Annotated in this window: 17 protein-coding genes and 1 tRNA gene; 10 read left to right on the forward strand and 8 right to left on the reverse strand. The window is 65.3% G+C overall.

Annotation, left to right across the window (positions count from 1 at the left end):
- Positions 1-24: 24 nt before the first annotated feature.
- Together B9N75_RS11430 and clpX are read left to right on the forward strand one after the other, a co-directional pair.
- Entirely contained in the window at positions 25-3,354 is a 3,330-nt protein-coding gene (locus B9N75_RS11430; protein ID WP_197685115.1) for a type ISP restriction/modification enzyme, read from the forward strand.
- Between the two features lie 294 nt (positions 3,355-3,648).
- On the forward strand, positions 3,649-4,908 hold the full coding sequence (gene clpX, locus B9N75_RS11435) for an ATP-dependent Clp protease ATP-binding subunit ClpX (RefSeq protein ID WP_085218911.1): 1,260 nt from the start codon (positions 3,649-3,651) through the stop codon (positions 4,906-4,908).
- Positions 4,909-4,917: 9 nt separating this feature from the next.
- Here clpX and B9N75_RS11440 read toward each other — a convergent pair whose 3' ends face one another.
- Together B9N75_RS11440 and B9N75_RS11445 are read right to left on the reverse strand one after the other, a co-directional pair.
- Positions 4,918-7,902, reverse strand: coding sequence for a DUF3857 domain-containing protein (locus tag B9N75_RS11440; RefSeq protein ID WP_342039347.1), 2,985 nt, complete (start codon positions 7,900-7,902; stop codon positions 4,918-4,920).
- Between the two features lie 188 nt (positions 7,903-8,090).
- A complete protein-coding gene (locus tag B9N75_RS11445; protein ID WP_085218913.1) occupies positions 8,091-10,040 on the reverse strand; it encodes a peptidylprolyl isomerase in 1,950 nt (649 codons plus the stop codon).
- Positions 10,041-10,165: 125 nt separating this feature from the next.
- Between B9N75_RS11445 and tpiA the strand changes: the two genes are divergently transcribed.
- The 3 genes from tpiA (at position 10,166) to B9N75_RS11460 (ending at position 13,160) form a co-directional block, all read left to right on the forward strand.
- Positions 10,166-10,909, forward strand: coding sequence for a triose-phosphate isomerase (tpiA, locus tag B9N75_RS11450; protein ID WP_085218914.1), 744 nt, complete (start codon positions 10,166-10,168; stop codon positions 10,907-10,909).
- Positions 10,910-11,019: 110 nt separating this feature from the next.
- Positions 11,020-11,430, forward strand: a complete 411-nt coding sequence (gene secG, locus B9N75_RS11455) for a preprotein translocase subunit SecG (protein WP_085219614.1) — start codon at positions 11,020-11,022, stop codon at positions 11,428-11,430.
- Positions 11,431-11,516: 86 nt separating this feature from the next.
- Positions 11,517-13,160: a CTP synthase gene (locus B9N75_RS11460; RefSeq protein WP_085218915.1), complete on the forward strand. Its 1,644-nt coding sequence runs from the start codon at positions 11,517-11,519 to the stop codon at positions 13,158-13,160.
- Positions 13,161-13,215: 55 nt separating this feature from the next.
- On the opposite strand, the gene ald is transcribed toward B9N75_RS11460, so the two are convergent.
- On the reverse strand, positions 13,216-14,316 hold the full coding sequence (gene ald / locus B9N75_RS11465; RefSeq protein WP_085218916.1) for an alanine dehydrogenase: 1,101 nt from the start codon (positions 14,314-14,316) through the stop codon (positions 13,216-13,218).
- A 153-nt stretch (positions 14,317-14,469) separates the two neighbouring features.
- Between ald and B9N75_RS11470 the strand changes: the two genes are divergently transcribed.
- Complete coding sequence (locus B9N75_RS11470; protein ID WP_085218917.1) at positions 14,470-16,389, forward strand: potassium transporter Kup; 1,920 nt, start codon at positions 14,470-14,472, stop codon at positions 16,387-16,389.
- Positions 16,386-16,886, forward strand: a complete 501-nt coding sequence (locus tag B9N75_RS11475) for a 2'-5' RNA ligase family protein (protein WP_085219616.1) — start codon at positions 16,386-16,388, stop codon at positions 16,884-16,886. The genes B9N75_RS11470 and B9N75_RS11475 overlap by 4 nt, the downstream gene beginning before the upstream one ends.
- Here the strand turns inward: B9N75_RS11475 and B9N75_RS11480 are convergent.
- A complete protein-coding gene (locus B9N75_RS11480; RefSeq protein ID WP_342039331.1) occupies positions 16,883-17,320 on the reverse strand; it encodes a DUF3775 domain-containing protein in 438 nt (145 codons plus the stop codon). The genes B9N75_RS11475 and B9N75_RS11480 overlap by 4 nt on opposite strands.
- 173 nt (positions 17,321-17,493) lie before the next feature.
- Here B9N75_RS11480 and B9N75_RS11485 point away from each other — a divergent pair.
- Together B9N75_RS11485 and B9N75_RS11490 are read left to right on the forward strand one after the other, a co-directional pair.
- A tRNA-Met gene (locus tag B9N75_RS11485) sits at positions 17,494-17,570 on the forward strand.
- Positions 17,571-17,640: 70 nt separating this feature from the next.
- Positions 17,641-18,252, forward strand: a complete 612-nt coding sequence (locus tag B9N75_RS11490; RefSeq protein WP_085218918.1) for a flavodoxin family protein — start codon at positions 17,641-17,643, stop codon at positions 18,250-18,252.
- 86 nt (positions 18,253-18,338) lie between these two features.
- On the opposite strand, the gene hppD is transcribed toward B9N75_RS11490, so the two are convergent.
- Entirely contained in the window at positions 18,339-19,385 is a 1,047-nt protein-coding gene (hppD, locus tag B9N75_RS11495; protein WP_085218919.1) for a 4-hydroxyphenylpyruvate dioxygenase, read from the reverse strand.
- Positions 19,386-19,525: 140 nt separating this feature from the next.
- Here hppD and trxB point away from each other — a divergent pair, with 140 nt between their 5' ends.
- Entirely contained in the window at positions 19,526-20,491 is a 966-nt protein-coding gene (gene trxB, locus B9N75_RS11500) for a thioredoxin-disulfide reductase (RefSeq protein WP_172840878.1), read from the forward strand.
- Between the two features lie 3 nt (positions 20,492-20,494).
- Here the strand turns inward: trxB and B9N75_RS11505 are convergent, their stop codons facing one another.
- The 3 genes from B9N75_RS11505 to B9N75_RS11515 are packed head-to-tail and all read right to left on the reverse strand — an operon-like array spanning position 20,495 to position 22,166.
- On the reverse strand, positions 20,495-21,277 hold the full coding sequence (locus tag B9N75_RS11505) for a hydrolase 1, exosortase A system-associated (protein WP_172840879.1): 783 nt from the start codon (positions 21,275-21,277) through the stop codon (positions 20,495-20,497).
- A complete protein-coding gene (locus tag B9N75_RS11510) occupies positions 21,265-21,897 on the reverse strand; it encodes an alpha/beta hydrolase family protein (protein ID WP_085218922.1) in 633 nt (210 codons plus the stop codon). Before B9N75_RS11510 ends, B9N75_RS11505 begins: the two co-directional genes overlap by 13 nt.
- Positions 21,894-22,166: an acyl carrier protein gene (locus B9N75_RS11515; protein WP_085218923.1), complete on the reverse strand. Its 273-nt coding sequence runs from the start codon at positions 22,164-22,166 to the stop codon at positions 21,894-21,896. Before B9N75_RS11515 ends, B9N75_RS11510 begins: the two co-directional genes overlap by 4 nt.
- Positions 22,167-22,177: the final 11 nt, after the last annotated feature.

Consider the following 22,177-nt stretch of genomic DNA (forward strand, 5'->3'; position numbering starts at 1 on the left):
CGGGAAACTGCCGCGGCCTTTGTTTTGGGCGGGGAGGGCGGCACGCCGTCCGATGCGCCACGCCCCATCCGTCACCCCGGACTTGATCCGGGGTCCAGATTTCTACCTTCCCAGCATCACTTTCTCCCGCCAATGTGTGCGGGGGAGACTGCTTTGAATATCGCCAATTATCTCGATCAGGTTCGCGCTCAATATGAAAGCGGGCATGCGACCGAGCATAGTTATCGTCCCGCGCTCTTCGGCCTGTTTCAGAGTATCGATCCGGCGCTTGCCGTCATCAACGAGCCGAAGAAGTCCGAGGCGGGCATGCCCGACTTCCTGTTCGAGCGGGCTGGGGTGCCGTTGGGCTGGGCTGAAGCCAAGGACATCGACAAGGACGTCATCAGGCTCAAAGGCTATTCGATCGATCAGCGCAAGCGGTACGAGAAAGCCTATCCCAACCTGATCTACACCAACGGCGTCGATTTCGAATTCATCCGCGAAGGCACGAGCGTTCACTTCGTCTCGATCGCCGATTTCATGGGGCAGCTAGGCGGGCTCCAGCCGCTGCCCGACAGATTCGAGGAACTGGAACGTCAGCTCAAACTGTTCGCCGAGCAGAAGCCGATCAGCATTCGCTCCGCCGCCAAACTGGCAGAGATGATGGCGGCCAAAGCGGCGATCATCAAGGACGAGATTGCCATTGCGCTTGCCGACGATCCGCAATTTCGCTCCGGCCTCGGCGGTCAGTTCAAGAGCTTCAAGGCAAATCTCCTCCCGGCGCTCGAACCCGGCGAATTCGCTGACATCTATGCCGAGACGATCACCTACGGCATGTTCGCAGCGCGGTTCCACGATCTGACGCCGGCGACGTTCAGCCGGCAGGAGGCGATGGAGACGTTGCCGGCTTCGAATCCGTTCCTGAAAGGGCTATTCGAATATATCGCCGGGCCAGGTCTTCCGAAGCGTCTGATCTATATCGTCGACGATCTGGTGGAAGTCATGCGCGCCAGCGATCCGCACTCGCTGTTCCGCGATTTCGGCAAGTTCACCGCGCGCAACGATCCCTTCGTGCATTTCTACGAGGACTTCCTCGCCGCCTACAACCCGAAGAAGCGCAAGAGCCGCGGCGTCTGGTACACGCCCGAGCCGGTGGTCGATTTCATCGTCCGCGCGGTGGACGACGTGCTCAAGACCGAGTTCGGGCTGCCAGACGGCCTCGCCGACACCAGCAAGGTCACCGTGGATTGGGACACCGGCCAGGACGACCCGAAGACCGGCAAGCCGCGCACGATCAAGAAGGAAGTCCACAAGGTCCAGATCCTCGATCCGGCGACCGGCACCGGCACCTTCCTCGCCAAGGCGGTGCAGCTCATTTCCGACCGGGTGAAGGCCCGCGCCCCGGGCAAGTGGTCGAGCTACGTCGAAGAGGACCTGCTGCCGCGCCTGCACGGCTTCGAGCTGCTGATGGCGAGCTACGCCATGTGCCACATGAAGCTCGACATGATGCTCGGCCAGACCGGCTACAAACCGAGCGCCAACCCGCCGCGCTTGTCGGTCTGGCTGACCAACGCTCTTGAGCCCGCTGAGCGCGAAGTCCGCGACCTGTTCTTCCAGCCGCTCGCCGAGGAAGCGCGCGGAGCGAGCGAGGTGAAGCGCCAGACGCCGATCATGTGTGTGATCGGGAACCCGCCATATTCGGGCGTCTCGCAGAACATGGGCGATTGGATTACGGGACTCATTGAGGATTACAAATACGTCGACGGGGAACACTTCGGCGAACGGAAGCACTGGCTCCAGGACGATTACGTCAAGTTCATCCGGATGGGCGAGCACCTCATCGCTAACAATCCGTCAGGCGGTGTGCTCGGCTTCATCACCAACCACGGCTATCTCGACAACCCCACCTTTCGGGGAATGCGGTGGCATCTGCTCAAGACCTTCGACAAGGTTTGGGTGCTGGACCTCCATGGCAATGCGAATAAGCAGGAAACGCCGCCCGACGGTCTAACGGACAAGAACGTCTTCGATATCCGGCAGGGCGTGGCGCTGATAGTTGCAGTTCGAAACCCTGCTAAACAGGAATCTTTAGGTATCGTCCGTCACGGCGAGCTCTGGGGCTCTCGCGAAGCAAAATATAGTGCCTTGTGGGAAGGGTCGCTTGAAGCACTCACTTCGACGCCGCTTCCGACCGAGCCAAAGCACTTTGACTTCATCGTTCGGAATGCAGCATCCGCAGCATACGAGGCGGGTTTCGCCGTACGCGATCTCTTGCGTACAAATGTAACAGGAATCGTCACGATGGGTGACGGTTTCATTGTTGCGGATAGTGCGAGCGATCTTCGCAACAACCTCGATTACCTACTCACGTCAGGATGCAGCGAGGCAGACCTCAAGTCGAAGTTCGACTTGGGGAAAAACTACGCGAAATGGGTTCTGAGTAATAAGGATTCTATCACAGTTGACGACAGTCTTGTGGTTCCGATGGCGTATCGCCCGCTGGATGCCCGGTGGACCTATTTCGACAATAGGTTGCTTTGGCGATGGCGCGCAGACGTTATGCGACACCTAGTTCGCCGACCCAATCTAAATCTGATGCTGACGCGTCAGACAAAGGACGAGGTCGGTGCTTTGGTGGTCGAATCAATCGCCGCACATAAGGCTTTCAGCGCTTACGATATCACCTACAATTTCCCGCTTTACCTCTATCCTGACGAAGCAACCGAGCAGTCCGACGCCTTCGCTTCCCAACACCGCACCCTCAACCTCGACCCCAAGCTCTACGCTACCATCTGCAAGGCCGCCGGAATCCACCCCGCCGACCAGGCCGGGCCCGACCACGACTTCCGCGCCGCGACCGGCGAGGCGCGGCCGAGCGAGGTCAAGGTGTTCGATTACATCTACGGCGTGCTGCACGCGCCCGCCTATCGAGAGACCTTCGCCGAATTCCTCAAGATCGACTTCCCGCGTATCCCCTATCCGCCGAGCCCCGAGGTTTTCCGCCACGTCAGCGAGAAGGGCGAGTTCCTCCGCCGCCTGCACCTGATGGAGCCCGCCGTGATCGGCGAGACGCTCTATCCCTATCACGGCGAAGGCGACGACGTGGTGGCGAGCGGCTATCCGAAGTTTGAGGACGGCAAGGTCCATATCAACAAGGACCAGTATTTCGCCGACGTGCCGCCCGTTGCCTGGACGTTCCACATCGGCGGCTACCAGCCCGCCCAGAAATGGCTCAAGGACCGCCGCGGACGGGCTTTAAGCTGGGACGACATCGGCCACTACCAGAAGATCGTCAAAATCCTGCTGGCGACCGATCAGATCATGAAAGAGATCGAACTTCCGATCGAAACCGAACCGCAAAGCCTTCCAAAGTAGGATTTCCCCTGCCATCCTCGCATCCTGCGGATCGGCGGCCGCGGGTCCCAAACGCGGGTGTAGAATTCCCGAAACACCCTTGTCAGTGCGAACATTGGGAACATTCGCGGGTTCTACGGTATGCTTTTGTCCCTCCCGATGCCCCCTTGCGCGGCGGTGGCGGCGGGGCCACATCGGCGGGTGAGGGCGGCGCGTGGCCGCCCGGTTAACGTTTGGGCCATTGTGCCGGTGTAGATTTCCGGTCAGGATACGTCCCAACCTCAAGGAGCGGGGGCATGGCCCCCAAGAGACTGTATGACCAAGCTTTCCGGCGGCGATTCCAAGAGCACGCTTTACTGCTCCTTCTGCGGCAAGTCGCAGCACGAGGTGCGCAAGCTCATCGCCGGGCCGACCGTGTTCATCTGCGACGAGTGCGTGGAGCTCTGCAACGACATCATCCGCGAGGAGACCAAGTCCGCGCTGGTGAAGACGCGCGACGGCGTGCCGACGCCCGCGGAGATCTGCAAGCATCTCGACGATTATGTCATCGGGCAGGATCGCGCCAAGCGCGTCCTCTCGGTCGCGGTGCACAACCATTACAAGCGCCTCGCGCACGGCGGGAAGACCGGCGAGGTCGAGCTTTCCAAGTCGAACATCCTGCTTGTCGGCCCCACCGGCTGCGGCAAGACGCTGCTGGCGCAGACGCTGGCGCGGCTGCTCGACGTGCCGTTCACGATGGCCGACGCCACGACGCTCACCGAGGCGGGCTATGTCGGCGAGGATGTCGAGAACATCATCCTGAAGCTGCTCCAGGCGAGCGACTATAACGTCGAGCGGGCGCAGCGCGGCATCGTCTACATCGACGAGATCGACAAGATCAGCCGCAAGTCGGACAATCCTTCGATCACCCGCGACGTGTCGGGCGAGGGCGTCCAGCAGGCGCTCTTGAAGCTGATGGAGGGCACCACCGCAAGCGTTCCGCCGCAGGGCGGGCGCAAGCATCCGCAGCAGGAATTCCTGCAGGTCGATACGACCAACATATTGTTCATCTGCGGCGGCGCCTTCGCGGGGCTCGAGAAGATCATCGCGGACCGTCTGCAGGGCAAGTCGATCGGCTTCGGCGCCTATGTCGCCGCGCCCGAGGAGCGCCGCACCGGCGAGGTGCTGCGCCAGGGCGAGCCGGACGATCTGCTGAAGTTCGGCCTCATCCCCGAGTTCGTCGGCCGCCTGCCGGTGATCGCGACCTTGGAGGATCTCGACGTCGAGGCGCTCGTGCAGATCCTGCAGGAGCCGAAGAACGCGCTGGTGAAGCAATATTCCAAGCTGTTCGACATGGAAGACGTGAAGCTCACCTTCACCGACGACGCGCTGGGCGCGATCGCGCGCAAGGCGATCGAGCGCAAGACCGGCGCGCGCGGCCTCCGCTCGATCATGGAGAATATCCTGCTCGACACGATGTTCGACCTGCCGAGCATGGACGGCGTCGACGAGGTACTGATCGACAAGGACGTGGTTGCGGGCAGCAAGGAGCCGGTCCGTGTCTTCGCCAAGAAAGCCGAAGAAGACGCCGCCTGAGCGCGTAGGCTACGGCGTGATGCCGTAGCCCGCATATTCGGCGTCGATATCGAACAATGCGAGGCGGGCGCGGGCGATGTCTTGCTCGCCGCCGGCCTTGTCGCCGCTGCGCAGCTTGGCGACGCCGCGGCCGTAGAGCGATTCCGCCATCGCGGGCTGCTTGCCGAGCGCGAAGTCGAAGTCCGCGATAGCTTCCGGAAAGCGGCCGAGCTTGAGGTAAGTGAGGCCGCGGCTGTCGCGTGCGGAGACGTGCGCGGGCTCGATTGCCAGGGCAGCGTCGCAGTCGGCCAGGGCTTTCTCAAGCTCGGTTCCTGCGGTGGTGCGAGTCCAGCACCGATTGTTGAGCATTGTCGGGTTGCGCGGCGTCTTCGCCACCATCCGGTCCCAGATCGCGACTGCGCCCGCGGTGTCGCCGCGATCCGCGAGGCGGTTGGCGCGATAGGCGTCGAAACCCGCCGGATCGTCCGATGCCGCCGCCTGGCGTTCGACCGCCTGCATCAGCCGATCGTAGGCGCGCTTCGCCTCGTCGGCGCGCCCGAACCGCGTGAGCATCGTCGCCCGGACCTGGAGCAGGGAGAGATTGTCGGCGTTGACCGCGAGCCCGGCGGTCAGGGCTTCCAGAGCCGGATCCTGCCGGCCCTGCTTCGCCAATACCCGCGCTTTGTCGATCCAGATATCGGTCCGCGCCGGATCCTGCTTCAGAATATGGTCGATGTCGCCGAGCGCTTCGTCGTAGCGTCCGAGTGCCGCATAAGCGATCGCGCGATACTGGCGGTTGTAGTGATTGTCGGGCTCGTATTTGAGCGAGGCGGTGAATGCCTGCGCCGCTTTCTCGACTTCGAGCTTGCGGAAATACATCGTGCCATAGGCCTGATCGATCACGAAGAAGCCGGGTTCGATCTCGCGGGCGCGGGCGAGCGCCTTCTCGGCCTCTTCGAAGCGGTCGAGATAGACGAGCGCCAGCCCGCGATTGGCGTGCGGAACCGACCAGTTCCCGTCGAGCTCGGCAGCCTTGGCGAAATCGGCCGCGGCCTTTTCATGCTCGTCGCGGCGCATGTGGCGGAAGCCGCGCTCTTGCCAGCCGGCCGCGTCCGTGGGTTCGCGTTCCAGAAACGCCGAAACCTCCTCATCGGTCGGTTCGTAGCCCGCTGGTGTCCGGATGTAGGCGCGGTCTGCGTTGACCTTCTGGAGATCGCCCTTCGCCGCGACCGCCACGTCATACGATACTTCGGGCTGCAGAAACTGGAAGGATGAGCGGGCGACTGCCTTGCCGTCGGCCAGGCTCAGGCTGCGGGCGATCTTGGCGCCTGCTATCGTCTTCTCGAACCCGGTCCCTTCGATCGAGAACCCCTTGCCATTACGCGGCAGGATCACCGTCTCTGTCCACGCGATATGAAAAGGAAAGTTGAGCGCGAACGGCGCCTTCGCATGCGGACTGGTCGCGGGCCGGTCGAACGTCTGCGTCCAGCGGATCACGTCGTCATCGAAGCGAAACCGCTGGCCGACGCCGCCGGGCGCATCCGGCCACGCCATGCGGGCCGTGCCGGTGAACGTAAAGACGACATCCCCGGACGCTTCGTCGCTGGTAAAATCGCTCGTCTTTATGTCGTCCGACTCAATCGCGGCGGCCTGGTCGCGGAGCGTTTTCAGGAAGGCATCGCGGCCGACCTGGGCGACCGCCATCCGCGCATTGATCGCGAGATCACCGCGGTATCGCACCGTGCCCTTTACCGGCACCGAATCGAGAAACCCTTTCGACGCATCGTAGGTGATGTCGGTTTCGGTGAGCGGGCGGGCGGCGGGCAGTAGCGGCAGCGGTTTCAGCCCCGTACTGTCCGTGCTGACGAGAACGCCGTAGCCGAACGGCGATGAGCGCAGCGCGTCGAGATCGCGATCGCCGAGCCTGGTCCCGTCCATCCAATAGGTTTCCCCGTCGATCGTCGCTTCGACGATGACGTGATCGAACAGATTGTCGTTCGGCAGGCGATCGCCAAGCGCTGTGTTCCATGTATCGCTGACCAGCAATGGTTTCGCCTCGACACCAAGCTCCTTCAACAGCGCGATCAGCAAGACCGTCTTGCCTTTGCAATCGCCGAATTTCCGCGACCAGGTGCGATCCGCGCTGGCAGGCAGAATCCCGCCCTCGTTCATCCCCAGTGCGACGTAACGGATTTCGTCCTGCACGAGGCGCAGCGCCGCCATCGCACGGTTCTTCGCATGGGGGTGCCGTGCCGCGATCGCAGCGGCTTGCGCCTTGACCGGCGAGGCGTCCTCTAGGCGGGATGTCTCGGCATAAACAGGAGCGTAAAGACGTCCGATTTCCCCCCAATCGCCGTAGCCGGTGAATTCCAGCAACGGCGCGATACGCAGGCGTGCCGGCAGGTCGGTCGGCGGAGACGGGATTTCGAGATCGGCATATTCGATGCGTACCGATTTCACCCCGTTCGAAGCGGTTTCGCGCGGCTGCGTTCCAGGCAGCGTGCTCTTCCAACGCAGGCCGGCGGCATCGTCCCACTGCACCGACTGGCTCATCTGCCGAATTGGCGTATCGTATGGGAAGGCGATCATCGCCAGAGGCCGGAAGTGGATGCTTCCTGGCTTTCTGGTGAAGGAAAAGGCTGTCAGGATCGTATCCCCGACTGCCAACCCCTCCGGTTGCAGGACGGCGGTGAGCGTACCGTCGAGCATGGCGCGCTCAAGGTTGCTCTCCCGGCGCAAGACCGTGAATTCCTGTCCGCTGGCGAGGACATCTATGACTTTGCCGGCGCGCAGAATCTGGACCTTGTGAATGGCGAGCGAGAGCCGTTCGGGATCCCAAGGGATGGCGATGGTGCCACCCGCATTCAGCGCTTGAGCATTCTGAAGCCGTGTCGCCACTTCGACATAGATGGAAGATTGGCCATCCACGAAACGCTGCTGGCTGCTCACGAGCAGCGACTGAGCAGTACGGTCAGCCAGCTTCGGATCGGGATCAGGGACCGCCACCGGCTTCACCCAGGCGGGCGGCGGCGCGATGCTGAACTGTTCCGCTGCAACCGCCGGCGCGGCCGTGACAGCCGCGGCGACGACCGCGACGGTGCAAAGTAATGAACGCAAGCCAGACCCCCTGTTCGCCAGCGTCGACCGCGCCAACGGACAAATTGATAGGGGATTTCAAACGATAAAGTCTAGCTTCACCGGATTTATTGGGCGACGGTGCCGCCCTGAATTTCGGTCTTGGCGCGGCGGATCGCGTCTTCGTTGCGCTTGATCTTGCGGCCCGCTTCGACCGCGCGGACGAATTGCTGGGCATATTCCTCGCCAAGGATGCCGCGGAACTGGGCGCGGGTGGCCTGGACGAGTTGCGGCGCCTCGCGGAAATTGCCGGGAACGGCCTTTTCGAGATGGACGACAAACCAGCCTTCGTTGTTGGGCGCGGCGAGGATGCGCGCGCGGCCCTGCGGCAGCGAGAACATCATGCCGAGCGGCGGCGGCACCGGCGTGTTGGGCTGCGCGATATCGACGCGGCGGGCGTTGACCGTCTGCGCCTGCGGCAGCCGCTCACCCGATTCCGCAAAGGCGCGGGCGGCGGGCGTGCCGGCGTTGATCTTGGCGGCGATCGCGGTGGCGACCGCGCGGGCGCGCTCGGCGGCGCGGTTGGCGGCGAGATCGGCCTTCACCCGGTCGCGGATCGAGGCGAGGGGCGGGGGCGCAGCCGGAATGATCCGCGTCAGGCCGACGACGGCATAGCCGCCCGCGGCATTGGCACCGATCGCCTGGACGACCGGATCCTCATTCTCCTCGAGCTGGAAGCCGGGCTCGAGCAGCGCTGCGATCTCGGCCGGGGCGCGCCAGTCGGGCGCATCCGGGCGGCCGCCGGTCGCGGTGATCGGCGGCGTCTCCTGCAGCGTCAGATTCTGCGTCTTGGCGACTTCCTCGAGGCTGGCGCCGTTGGCGATCGCGTCTTCGATGCCGTTGACCTTGTCGATCAGTGCTTCCTCGGTCTTCTGCCGGCCGAGCTGGGTGCGGATCTCCTCGCGCACCGCGGCGAGCGGCCGCGCAGCCTCGCGGTTGATCGCATCGACATGGACGACGTGCCAACCGAGCGGCGACTGCGCGGGCTGGGTGATCGCGCCCTGCGCGGCGGCGAAGGCGGCATTGGCGATCGCGGCGGAGGTCAGCTCGGTGAACTGCGCCTTGTTCTGCGCGCCGACGGCGGTGTCCGCCGCGCTGAACCCGGCCTGCTTGGCGGCATCGGCGAAGCTCGCGCCGCCGGTGACCCGAGCAGCGAAAGCGCGCGCGGCGGCCTGATCAGGCAGCACGACCTGGCTTAGCGTGCGCGTTTCCTTGGCGCCGTAGGTTGCGGCGTTGGAATTGTAGAAGGCGGCGATTTCCTGATCGGACGGCGCGGCGGCGGCAGCGATCTGATCGCGGCTGAACGTCGCGTAGCGCAGCACGCGGCGCTCGGGGATCTGATAGCGGGTACCGTTTTCCTTGTAGAAAGCGGCGATCTCGGCCTCGGTCGGCTCCTTGCCCTGGCCCATCGCGGCGGCGGGGACGATGCCGATCGTGCCGGTGCGCTGCTCGAGCAGCAGCGAGGCATATTGCTCGGCCACGCCCTGCGGCACGCGCACCGCGGCAGTGACCGGCGAAAGGATCTGCTGCTGGATAAGGTTCTGGGCGAGTTCGCTGCGGAGCTGATCCTCGGTCACGCGTTCGCGCGCCAGCGCCTGGCGGAACGCCTGCTCGTCGAAATTGCCGGCGAGGTTGCGGAAGGCCTGGATGCCCATGATCTCCGCATCCACCTGCCGCTTGCTGACGGCGAAATGCTGATCCTTGGCGAAGGCGGTCATCGCCGCCTGGCCGGTCATCTGGCGGAGGATTTCCTCGAACGCGCCGCCCTGCAGGAAGGTCGCGACATCCAGTTCGGGCTGCTGCTCGCGGGCGCGCTGGAGCTGGCGGTTTACCTGATCGGAGAGCTGCGCCTGGGTGACGCTTTCCTTGTCCACGGTGACGAGGGCGTTGCCGCCGACGATCGGCCCGCCCATCGAGCCCGGAGTGCCGAAACCGGTGATGACGATCGCGAAGATGCCGATCGCCAGAACCAGCAGCATGATCTTGGAGATGGCACCACGGCGGAAGATGGAAAGCATCGGCTACCTGATCGATCGAAGAAGGAGGCGCCGTCATAGAAGCGGCGGACGGGCGCGGCAAGGTTGGCGCGGCCACCCGCTGCTGCTAGGCGCGATCGCTCTATTCTCCGGGAAGGATCGTCGCGGTGCATCGCAAGCTGGTGGTCGGCAATTGGAAGATGAACGGCAGCATTGCCCAGCTCGGCGAACTGCCGGCGATCGCGGAAGCGGCGCGCGAGGCGGCGGGGGTGGATGTCGCGATCTGCCCGCCCTTCACCCTCATCGCGCCGGCGGTGACACGCGGGGGCGGGTTGCCGATCGGCGGGCAGGATTGCCATGCGGCCGACAGCGGCGCGCATACCGGCTGCATTTCGGCAGCGATGCTGAAGGAGGCGGGCGCGCGGCTGGTCATCATCGGCCATTCCGAGCGCCGCGCCGAGCAGCAGGAGAGCGACGCGGCGGTGCGCGCCAAGGCGGCAGCGGCGCTATCCGAGGGGCTCCAGACCATCGTCTGCGTCGGAGAGAGCGAAGCTGAGCGCGAGGCCGGGCGGGCGGTGGCGGTGGTCACCGCCCAGCTCGCCGGATCGCTCCCCGATCCGGAGGCGGAGGCGGAGCTGGTGATCGCCTATGAGCCGATCTGGGCGATCGGCACCGGCAAGGTCGCGACGCCGGACGATGTCGCCGAGATGCACGCGGCGATCCGCGCGCATCTGGTCGATACCTTCGGCGATCAGGGCGCGCGGCTGCGCATCCTCTACGGCGGGTCGGTCAAGGCCGACAATGCGGCCGAGCTGTTCGCGGTGCGCGACGTCGATGGCGCGCTGGTCGGCGGCGCGAGCCTGACGGCAGCGCAATTCGTGCCGATCATCGAGGCGGCCGGGCGGCATTGAACCCGGGCTGCCGATAGACTAGATGGCGCGCGATACGCCGTTCGCGATGCGGGCGGCGCCCAACCTGTTTTCTCATCCGGCACCGGCCGGGCGGAATGGAAAGCCCCGAGATGTTCAAGTTCCTCCTCATCATCCAGACGCTGGTCGCGGCGGGTCTCGTCACCGTGATCCTTATGCAGCGCTCGGAAGGCGGCGGGCTCGGCGTCGGCGGTTCCAGCTCCGGCCTGCTCACCGCACGCGCCGCGGCCGACTTCCTGACCCGTGCCACCGCGATCCTCGCGACGATCTTCGTGGTCCTCTCGATCATCCTCGCCGGCCTCGCGGCCGTGACCGCCGCGCCGAGCGAGTTCGACGATTCGCTGGTCCGCCAGCAGCCGGCGGGCAGCAGCGTGCCGCTGGCCAACGGCGGGATGCAGCCGGCCGCGCCCGGCGCACCGGCCGCGATCCCCGGCGCCGCCGCTCCGGCCGCCGCGGGCGACGTGCCGCTCGCCCAGCCGGCCGAGCAGGATCAGGCGCAGTAAAAGCCGCAGGCCCGAAACAAAAAAGGCGCTTGCCGCGATTCGGCGGGTTGCGCGCTTCGGACATCCGCCCTTAAGCCTGTCCCCCCATGGCGCGGTTCATTTTCATCACCGGCGGCGTGGTCTCCTCGCTCGGCAAGGGTCTCATGGCGGCATCGCTCGGCGCGCTGCTGCAGGCGCGCGGCTATCGCGTGCGCATTCGCAAGTTCGATCCCTATCTGAACGTCGATCCGGGGACGATGAGCCCCTATCAGCATGGCGAAGTCTATGTGACTGACGACGGGGCGGAAACCGATCTCGATCTCGGCCATTACGAGCGGTTCACCGGCGTCGCGGCGCGGCAGGCGGACAATATCACCAGCGGCCGCATCTATCGCGACATTATCACCAAGGAGCGGCGCGGCGACTATCTCGGCGCGACGGTGCAGGTGATCCCGCACGTGACCAACGAGATCAAGGCCTTCGCCCGCGCCGATACCGAGGACCTCGATTTCGTGATCTGCGAGATCGGCGGCACGGTGGGCGATATCGAGAGCCTGCCGTTCATCGAGGCGCTGCGTCAGCTCCGCAACGATCTTGGCCGCAGCGAGACGGTGAGCATCCACACGACGCTCATCCCCTATATCGCTGCCGCGGGCGAGCTGAAGACCAAGCCGACGCAGCACAGCGTGCGCGATCTGACCGCGCTCGGCATCCAGCCCGACGTGCTGCTCTGCCGGGTCGACCGGCCATTGCCCGAGGGCGAGCGCGCCAAGATCGCGCAATTCTGCAACGTGCGGAAGGAAGCGGTCATCCCGGCGCTGGATGCCAGGAGCATCTATTCGGTACCGCTCCAATATCACCGCGAAGGGCTCGACGCGGAGGTGCTGCGCGCTTTCGGCATCACCGATGCTCCGGCGCCCGATCTTTCCCGATGGGACGATATCGAGGACCGGATCGAGCATTTCGAGGGCGAAGTGACGATCGGCGTGGTCGGCAAATATGTCGGGCTGCCGGACGCCTACAAGAGCCTGACCGAAGCCTTGGTCCACGGCGGCCTCGCCAACCGGGTGAAGGTGCGGATTAACTGGCTGGACGCAGAGCTGTTCGCCGCCAACGAGGATGGGACGCCAGGCGACGTCGCGCCGATGCTGGAGCCGGTGCATGGCATCCTCGTCCCCGGCGGGTTCGGCGAGCGCGGCAGCGAGGGCAAGATCGCGTCGGTGACCTTCGCGCGCGAGCGGGGGGTGCCGTTCTTCGGCATCTGCCTCGGCATGCAGATGGCCTGTGTCGAGGCGGCGCGCCACAGCGGATTGGAAGGCGCCAGCACTACGGAATTCGGCGACACCGCCGAGCCGGTGGTCGGCCTCATTACCGAATGGATGACCGAGGAGGGTATCCAGAAGCGCGAAGCGGGGGGCGATCTCGGCGGGACGATGCGGCTCGGCGCCTATCCCGCCAAACTCGGCGGCAACAGCGTCGTGCGGCGCGTCTATGGCACCGAGGCGATCAGCGAGCGCCACCGCCACCGTTATGAGGTCAACACGCATTACAAGGACCGGCTGGAGCAGTCCGGGCTGGTGTTCAGCGGGATGAGCCCCGATGGCCAGCTCCCCGAGATCGTCGAGCGGCCGGACCATCCGTGGTTCATCGGGGTCCAGTTCCACCCGGAACTCAAGTCCAAGCCCTTCGACCCGCATCCTTTGTTCGCGAGCTTCATCGAAGCCGCGGTCAAGCAGAGCCGCCTGGTCTGACGCACAAAAAAGGCGGCCCGCAAGCCGCCTTTTTCTTGCAACTGGTCTCAAGCCGTCAGAGCGGCACGAACTCCTCGTTGAGCGCTTCGGCGACCGCCTGATGACGGATCTTGCCGCCCAAGACGTTGAGCCCGGCCGCGAGGTGCGGATCAGCCTTCATCGCCGCTTCCGCACCCATGTTCGCGAGCTTGAGCGCGAAGGGCAGGGTTGCGTTGTTGAGCGCGAAGGCCGAGGTGCGTGCGACCGCGCCGGGCATGTTCGCCACGCAATAATGGATCACGCCGTCGATCTCGAACACCGGATCGGCGTGGGTGGTGGGGTGTGACGTCTCGAAGCAGCCGCCCTGGTCGATTGCGATGTCGACGAGGACGCTGCCGCGCTTCATGGTTTTCAGCATGTCGCGGGTGACGAGCTTCGGCGCGGCGGCGCCGGGCACGAGGACCGCGCCGATCACGAGATGCGCGCTCTGCACCGCAGCGGCGATCGCCGCCTTGCTGGCGTAAGCGGTCTTGATCTGGCTCGAGAAGAACATGTCGAGCTCGGCCAGCCGCGCGTTGGAGATGTCGTAGATGGTGACGTCGGCGCGCATGCCGACCGCCATCTGCGCCGCGTTGACGCCGGAGACGCCGCCGCCCAAAATCGCGACCTTTGCAGGCGCGACGCCGGGAACGCCGCCGAGCAGCACACCGCGGCCGCCCTGTTCCTTCTCGAGATAATGCGCGCCGACCTGCACCGACATGCGGCCCGCGACCTCGCTCATGGGCTTCAGGAGGGGCAGCGATCCGTCGCGCGCGGTCACCGTCTCATAGGCGATGCAGGTCGCGCCCGACTTCATCAGGCCCTTCGCCTGATCGGGATCGGGGGCGAGGTGGAGGTAGGTGAAGAGCAGGTGGCGCGGCTCGAGCAGCGCGATTTCCTGCGGCTGCGGCTCCTTCACCTTCACGATCATGTCGGCCGCCTTGAAGGTCTCGGCGGCGTTGGGCGCGATCGTCGCGCCGACATCGACATAATCCTGATCGTCGAAATCGATGCCGCTGCCGGCCTGCGTCTCGACGATGACCTGATGGCCGGCCGCGATCAGCTCGGCGACCGAGGGCGGGGTGAGGCCGACTCGATATTCGTGGTTCTTGATCTCTTTCGGGACACCGATTCGCATTTCGCGCTCTCCAGGATCGATTATGCGCGCGGCCTATAGCCGGGCTTCGCCCGCTTGTCGCCGTTGCGGATCGTCCGGCCGCTATGCTAGAGGCGCCGACGCCCGGCGAGTCCGGGCGTTTCAGGGGTGCAGGGCCTCACAGCCTCTTCCACGATGAACGACGTCGCCGCCGCCCCAGATGCGCCCGCCGGACCGGCGGGTGCGCATGACAGCCGTCAGCAGGGCATAGCGACGCTGTCGCTGGGCGCGCTCGGCGTCGTCTTCGGCGATATCGGTACCAGCCCTCTCTACGCGCTGCGCGAAACCTTCGTCGGCCATCACCCGCTGGCGGTCGATCCCGCGCATATTCTCGGCGTGCTCAGTCTCATCTTCTATTCGATGATGCTGGTGGTGACGGTGAAATATGTCACCATCGTCATGCGCGCCGACAACAAGGGCGAGGGCGGGAGCCTGGCGCTGCTGGCGCTGCTCACGCGATCGATCAGTCCTGGCAAGCGGACCGTTGGACTGGTGCTGCTCGGCGTGCTGGCGACGTCGCTCTTTTACGGGGATTCGATGGTGACCCCGGCCATTTCCGTGCTGTCGGCGGTCGAGGGGCTGACCATCGTCAACAGCAGCCTCGAGCCGTTGGTGGTTCCGATCGCGATCGTCATCATCGTCGGGCTATTCGCCATCCAGTCGCGCGGGACGGCGCGGATGGGGGCTTTCTTCGGCCCGATCATGCTCGTCTATTTCCTGATTCTCGCGGGCCTCGGCGTCGTGAATGCCGTCAAGGCGCCCGAAGTGCTGAGCTTCCTCAATCCCTACTGGGCGTTCAACTTCTTCCGCATCGACGGCTTTCTGGCGTTTTTGGCGCTGGGGTCTGTCGTACTGGCGATCACGGGAGCCGAGGCGCTTTATGCCGACATGGGCCATTTCGGCCGCAAGCCGATCGCGCTCGCGTGGCTGTTCGCGGCGCTGCCGTGCCTGATGCTCAACTATGTCGGGCAGGGCGCGCTGCTGCTGACCGATCCCTCCGCGGCGCAGAACCCATTCTATCGCATGGCGCCGGAGGAATGGCGGCTGGGGCTCGTCATCATCGCGACGCTGGCGACGATCATCGCGAGCCAGGCGATGATCACCGGTGCCTTCTCGGTAACCCGACAGGCGGTGCAGCTCGGCTTCCTGCCGCGCATCTCGATCCGCCATACCAGCGCGCGGACGCAGGGCGAGATCTACATTCCGCTCGTCAACTGGTCGCTGATGATCGCCTGCGTAATCCTGGTCCTCGGCTTCCGCTCGTCGAGCAACCTTGCCGCCGCCTACGGCATCGCAGTGACGGGCACGATGTTCATTACCACGCTGATGCTGGGCGTACTGGTCTTCCGCGTCTGGAACTGGAACCCGATCCTGGCGGGCATCACGCTCGCCACCTATGTCATCATCGACGTCGCCTATTTCACCTCGAACCTCACCAAGATCCCCGACGGCGGCTGGTTCCCGCTGGCCGCCGGCATCGTGATCTTCACCTTCCTCACCACCTGGTCGAAGGGACGCCGGCTGATGATCGACCGGATGAACGAAAGCGCAATGCCGATCGCGGTGTTCATCAAGTCCGCCGCGAACAGCGCCAGCCGCGTGCCGGGCACGGCCGTGTTCATGACCACCAACCCCGACGGCATCCCGCATGCGCTGCTCCACAACCTGAAGCACAACAAGGTGCTGCACGAGCGGGTGATCCTGCTGACCATCAAGGTGGAGGACGTGCCGCACGTCGCCGAGGCCTACCGCCACGAGATCAAGCGGCTCGACGGCGGTTTCTACCGGCTGGTGATCCACTATGGCTTCATGGAGGAGATCAACGTCCCCGGCGCGCTCGCTAGCCTGAAGGACGAGTGCGGCACCGCGTTCAAGATGATGGACACCAGCTTCTTCCTCGCACGGCAGACGCTGCTGCCCTCGTCGCGGCCGGGCATGGCGATCTGGCGCGAGAAGCTGTTCGCCTGGATGATGCGCAACGCCGAAAGCGCGATGGAATTCTTCAAGCTGCCGACCAATCGCGTGGTCGAGCTCGGCAGTCAGGTGGAAATCTGAAGCCGATCCTTGTCACCGCGCTGTTCGGCGACGCGGACTTCGCTTGGCTCGATGGCCTGCGCCGCGCGCATTTTCCGCCCGAGCGCAACCAGGTGCCGGCGCACCTTACGCTTTTCCACCACCTGCCGCCGTCGGTGGAAGGCGAACTAGCCGGGCGTTTGGCCGATCTAGCGCGCCGACCGACGCCCTCGGCACGGATCGCGCGGATCATGAACCTCGGCAACGGGACGGCATTTGCGATCGAGAGCGACGCGCTGGCGGAGATGCGCGCGGAGCTCGCCGATGCCTTTCACGGCCTGCTCGTACCGCAGGACATGGCGCCGTGGCGGCCGCACGTCACCGTTCAGAACAAGGTCGAGGCGCGGGAGTCGCGCGGCCTGCAGCAGCGACTTGCGGCGGATTTCATGCCCCGCCCGCTGGCGATCGCCGGTCTGGCGTCATGGCGGTATGACGGCGGACCGTGGGAGGCGATCCGCCGCTACCCGTTCCGCGGCTAGTCGATCTGGCCGATGCCTTCGCAACTGAGGTCGAAGGCGGCGAGGCCGGCGTCGAGCAGGCCGGCGAGCATCGGCATGTCCATCAGCTCGTCGATCGCGCCGTCATTGCCCTGCTCGACATTGTCGCTGGCCTCCTGCGTGGCATCGTCCCACTCGCTGGTGTCATAGGTGCCGCGGCCGACCCAGGCGAGCGCCAGCACTTCGGCGAGCTGATCGTCGGCGAGATCGTCGAGCAGCGCGCGGATTTCCTCCTCGACGCCGGTATTCACCTCATCCTCCAGCACCGAGAGCGCTTCACCGCCCTCGTCGTCGAAATCGTCGACATTGTCGGGATCCTCGTCCGCATCCTGCGCGGGAACCTGCGCCTCCATCTCGCGGGCGCGGATGATGAGGCGGCAGATCGTGTCGAGCGGGGTGAGCAATTCCATCGTCATGTCTCCGCGGCCGGGAGGGCCGTTTTGGCAGGAGCAACGACGGCGCGCGCCGCCGGTTCCGGGCTGGCCACGCAACGGTGCGGATAGGGGGTGCGAGAGCGGTTGACCGGAATCGCGGGCGTTTCTATAGCGCCGCATCGCCCGCGCAGCGCCGCGGCCGCGAAGCCCGTTGGGGCGGAGTAGCTCAGCTGGTTAGAGCAGCGGAATCATAATCCGCGTGTCGGGGGTTCAAGTCCCTCCTCCGCTACCACCTCCTGCAGATATGCCCGGAACCGGCCGAGTTGCGGCGCGTATCCCTTTGGCTTTCCAAAGGATATGCCATGACGCTGAAGGCCATCGCGCTCAATTGCTCACTCAAAACCTCGTCCGACGAGGCGTCCTCGACCGACCGGATGATCGATCTGCTGCGCAAGGCGCTAGCCGAGCATGACGTGGATTTCGTCGAGACGATCCGGCTGGTCGATCATGACGTGAAGCCCGGGGTGACGTCGGACGAAGGGGAGGACGATGCCTGGCCCGTAATCCGCGAGAAGATCCTCGACGCCGACATCCTCATCATGGGGACGCCGGTGTGGATGGGGCAGATGTCGAGCGTCGCCAAGCGCGCGCTGGAGCGGATGGACGCCTTTCTCGACGAGACCGACGATCAGGGCCGGATGCCGAGCTACGGCAAGGTCGCGGTCGCGGCGATCGTCGGCAACGAGGACGGCGCGCATGCGATCAGCGCGGACCTCTTTCAGGCCCTGAACGATACCGGCTGGACGATCCCCGCGGTCGCTGCGACCTATTGGGTCGGCGAGGCGATGGGATCGACCGATTTCAAGGACTTGGATGATGTTCCCAAGATGGTGGCAAAGACGGTGAAGATGGTCGCGGGCAACGCCGCGCATCTCGCGGGGCTGCTCAAGAAGGCCAATTATCCGGGGACCTGACGCCGCCGTCATTGCGAGCGCGCAGCGCGCGGCAATCCAGCGGTGTCAGTCTGGATTGCTTCGCTTCGCTCGCAATGACGGAAGAATTACGCCTCTTCGGTCGCCGGCAGGACGCCGCGGCGGATCTGGTCGAGTTCGATTGACTCGAACAGTGCCTTGAAATTGCCCTCGCCGAAGCCTTCGTTGCCCTTGCGCTGGATGATCTCGAAGAAGATCGGGCCGACCATATTCTCGGTGAAGATCTGGAGCAGCAGGCCCTCGCCGGTCTCGGGCGATCCGTCGATCAGGATGCGGCGCTTGCGCATCTCCTCGACGCTGTGGCCGTGGCCGGGCAGGCGCTTGTCGATGAGATCGAAATAGGTGTCCGGGCTGTCCTGGAAGATCACGCCATTGGCGCGGAGCTGATCGACGGTTGCGAAGATGTCATCGGTCGCGAGCGCAAGATGCTGGATTCCTTCGCCCTTATATTCGCGGAGAAATTCCTCGATCTGGCTGTGCTCGTCCTGGCTCTCGTTGAGCGGGATGCGGATCTTGTCGTCCGGCGCGGTCATCGCACGGCTGAGCAGGGCGGTCTGCTTACCCTCGATGTCGAAATAGCGGATCTGACGGAAGTTGAAGAGCTTCTCGTAGAAAGAGGCCCAATGGTCCATCCGCCCGCGGTTCACATTATGGGTGAGGTGATCGAGCGTGTGGAGGCCGGCGCTCTCCGTCGTCTCGCCAGTGCTGTCGAACATCGTATCGTAGATCGTGCTCGCGCCGTAGGTGTCGACGAAATAGAGGAGTGATCCGCCGATGCCCTCGATCGCGGGCAGATCGAGCTCGCCCTTCGCATCGGTGCCGCCGCGCTCGACCGCCATCGCATGCGCCGCCTTCGCATCGGCGACCCGAAACGCCATCGCGCTGGCCGAGGGGCCATGATCGCCGCGGAAATCAGCGGCATGGCCGGCCTTCTCCATATTGAGCAGGAAGTTGATGTCGCCCTGCGCATAGCGGCGGATGGCGAGGCTCTTGTGGGTGCCGCGATGCGCGAAGCCGAGCCGCGTCAACAGATCCGCCATCGCCTCCGGATCGGGGCTGGTAAACTCGACGAATTCGAAACCGTCGAGGCCAAGCGGATTTTCGTGCGCGGTCATGGGGCAAGCCTTCGTCTGAAAAGGAGGAATGCCATGCCCTCTACCAATCCGGCGCCGCGCCCGCAAATGCGGCGGCTTGCCTTGGGCCCCGGCGAGTACCTATCTGGACGCCCGTAACCCTCCCCAGCAGGATATGATTCATGGCCGCCACCCACTCCTCCCGCATGCTCATCCTGGGATCGGGGCCGGCGGGGCTGTCGGCAGCCATCTACGCCGCGCGCGCTGGGCTGGCTCCGATCGTCATCCAGGGGATCCAGCCGGGCGGGCAGCTCACCATCACCACCGACGTCGAGAATTACCCGGGCTTTGCGGACGTGATTCAGGGGCCGTGGCTGATGGAGCAGATGCAGAAGCAGGCCGAGCATGTCGGCGCGCAGATGATGTGGGACACGATCAGCGAGGTGGACTTCAGCCGCCGCCCGTTCCGCCTCGTCGGTGACGGCGGCACGGTCTATTCCGGAGACACGGTGGTGATCGCGACCGGCGCGCAGGCGCGCTGGCTCAACATCCCGACCGAGGAGCGGATGAAGGGCAAGGGCGTCAGCGCCTGCGCGACCTGCGACGGCTTCTTCTATCGCGGCAAGAAGGTCGTGGTGATCGGCGGCGGCAATACCGCGGTCGAGGAAGCGCTCTACATGACCAACCACAGTCATGACGTCACCTTGATCCACCGCCGCGACTCGCTCCGCGCCGAGAAGATCCTGCAAGAACGGCTGTTCAAGCACCCGAACATCAACGTGCTCTGGAACCGCGAGGTCGCCGAGTTCGTCGGCGGCGGCGATCCGGAGGGGCTGGTCGCGGTCGATCTGCGCGACACGCGGACGGGCGCGATCGAGCGGATGGACACCGAAGGCGCGTTCGTCGCGATCGGCCATTCGCCGGCGACGGAATTGTTCAAGGGCCACCTCGCGCTCGACGCGGACAATTATCTCAAGGTCGAGACCGGCAGCACGCGGACCAGCGTGCCGGGCGTGTTCGCGTGCGGCGACGTGATGGACAAGATCTACCGCCAGGCCGTCACCGCGGCGGGCACCGGCTGCATGGCCGCGCTCGATGCCGAGAAGTTCCTGGCCGAAGCCGAGTTCGCGGAAGCCGAGGCCGCCTGACGATCAGCGCGGCGGCGGGAGCACGCGGAGCACCGCCGCGAGCAGGGCGTCCGCGTCGCCGGCGCGCGCGAAGGTGTGCGAGTCGCTCTCGATGAACTGCGGATCGCTGTAGACGCGGGCGAAACGCTTCGATCGCCATTGCTCGGCCGCGGCGATCGCGGTGCCGTCGCGCCGGGCGAGAATGAGGTGCACGGGCGTGCCGCTGCTCTTCAGCGCGATCGCGACCTGCCGCGCCAGCCGCGTGCGGGTGGCACGAGCCGCGCGGAGGACGCCGCCGACTAGCTTGCCGTAGGAAAGATCGCCGGTCAGCAACCGCTTCCAGCCCTCGCGGCTGGCGAGCTGAGTACGATAATGTTCGCGCACCGCAGCGGGGGGCGGGGCGCCGGGATCGGCCTCGACCAGCCAGGGATTGACGAGGATCAGCCGCTCGAACGGCTTAGCGTCGAGCGCGAGCGCCGTCGCACCGTCGCACAGGCCGAAACCGGCGATCGCCCGCAACTGCGGTTGTTCTGCTCGAAATGCAGCGAGCGCGGCGGCGATGTCCGGACCGCTGCCGCGAAAGCCGGGATCGTCGCCGCTGCTGTCGCCGACCCCGCGGCGATCAAAGCGGAACATAGGATAACCGCGCTCCGACAAAGTCTTGGCGAGCCGTTCGTATATCCGGTGCGAACCCGTGCGCGTCTGGCTTCCTCCGGTCACCATCAACACACCAACCGCGCCGTCGGCTGGGTCGAGGCTGGCGCCGAGCGTCTCGCCGGAGCAGGTGAAGGTGGTCAGGCGGCGCATCGGGCGGCCCATGACGCGATATCTTCGACGAGTAGGTAGGCGAGCTGCGTGGACTGCCCCGGCTCCGAGCGGCGCCAGAGTGCGGGTCCGTCGACGCGGCGATCCGCCGGGTGGGCATCGCTCACCAGCCGCACCGTCCGCGCTTCACCGGAGGCGGGCTTTGCTTCGGTCAGCGCCGCGAGCAGATCCGGCGCGATCGGAAAGCCGGCATTCTCCGCGCCGCCGGCAAGCGCCGCCCGGTGCATGTCGCGAGCGAGCGAGCCGCCGACGACGGGCGAGAAGCGCCAGGCCGGCTTCGAAGCGGGATCATCCAGCAGGCAGCCGCCGCGCAGCGATGCGGTCGCGATCGTCGCGCTTTCCAGCGAGGCGACGGCATGACGCCACTCGCTCCATCCGACACCCGACAAGTCACGCTCGCTCTCGCCCGTACCTGGCAGATCGACCAGCAGCGAGCGATAGCCATGCGTGGCGAGCCCGCGCATCACCGCGACGGTCAACGCGCGCGTGCGGTTCATCTCCTCGAACAACGCGGGGACGAAGAGAATGGCAGGCGCCTCTGCCTCGCCGATTTCGGTCAGCCAGTCGCCGGCGTCGCTGCGGCGATAGGCGAGAATGGTCACCGGAGCGTCTTGGCCCGCGCGAAGGTCAGCAGCGCGCCGTAGGTTTCGAGCATGTCGGCATCGACCTCATGGTCCTCGATGAGGATGCCGAGCCGTTCCTCAAGCTCGGTGAGAAGGCCCGCGACGGCCATCGAGTCAAACTCGGGAAGCGCGCCGAACAGGGGGGTTGCCTCGGTGAAGCCCGCGACCCGCTCCGCCGGGAGACCCAGCACATCGACGAGCACCGCGCGCAGTGCGTGATCGACATCGCCCTCATCGGTAAGCGCCACGGATGATCCCC

The sequence above is a fragment of the Allosphingosinicella indica genome (assembly GCF_900177405.1).
GTDB lineage: Bacteria > Pseudomonadota > Alphaproteobacteria > Sphingomonadales > Sphingomonadaceae > Allosphingosinicella > Allosphingosinicella indica.

Bases quoted from the DNA above. Each gene is read 5' to 3' on its own strand.
- clpX (WP_085218911.1), top strand. From the start codon at position 3,649: ATGACCAAGCTTTCCGGCGGCGATTCCAAGAGCACGCTTTACTGCTCC.
- B9N75_RS11445 (WP_085218913.1), bottom strand. From the start codon at position 10,040: ATGCTTTCCATCTTCCGCCGTGGTGCCATCTCCAAGATCATGCTGCTG.
- secG (WP_085219614.1), top strand. From the start codon at position 11,020: ATGTTCAAGTTCCTCCTCATCATCCAGACGCTGGTCGCGGCGGGTCTC.
- B9N75_RS11460 (WP_085218915.1), top strand. From the start codon at position 11,517: ATGGCGCGGTTCATTTTCATCACCGGCGGCGTGGTCTCCTCGCTCGGC.
- ald (WP_085218916.1), bottom strand. From the start codon at position 14,316: ATGCGAATCGGTGTCCCGAAAGAGATCAAGAACCACGAATATCGAGTC.
- B9N75_RS11470 (WP_085218917.1), top strand. From the start codon at position 14,470: ATGAACGACGTCGCCGCCGCCCCAGATGCGCCCGCCGGACCGGCGGGT.
- B9N75_RS11480 (WP_342039331.1), bottom strand. From the start codon at position 17,320: ATGACGATGGAATTGCTCACCCCGCTCGACACGATCTGCCGCCTCATC.
- B9N75_RS11490 (WP_085218918.1), top strand. From the start codon at position 17,641: ATGACGCTGAAGGCCATCGCGCTCAATTGCTCACTCAAAACCTCGTCC.
- hppD (WP_085218919.1), bottom strand. From the start codon at position 19,385: ATGACCGCGCACGAAAATCCGCTTGGCCTCGACGGTTTCGAATTCGTC.
- trxB (WP_172840878.1), top strand. From the start codon at position 19,526: ATGGCCGCCACCCACTCCTCCCGCATGCTCATCCTGGGATCGGGGCCG.
- B9N75_RS11505 (WP_172840879.1), bottom strand. From the start codon at position 21,277: ATGCGCCGCCTGACCACCTTCACCTGCTCCGGCGAGACGCTCGGCGCC.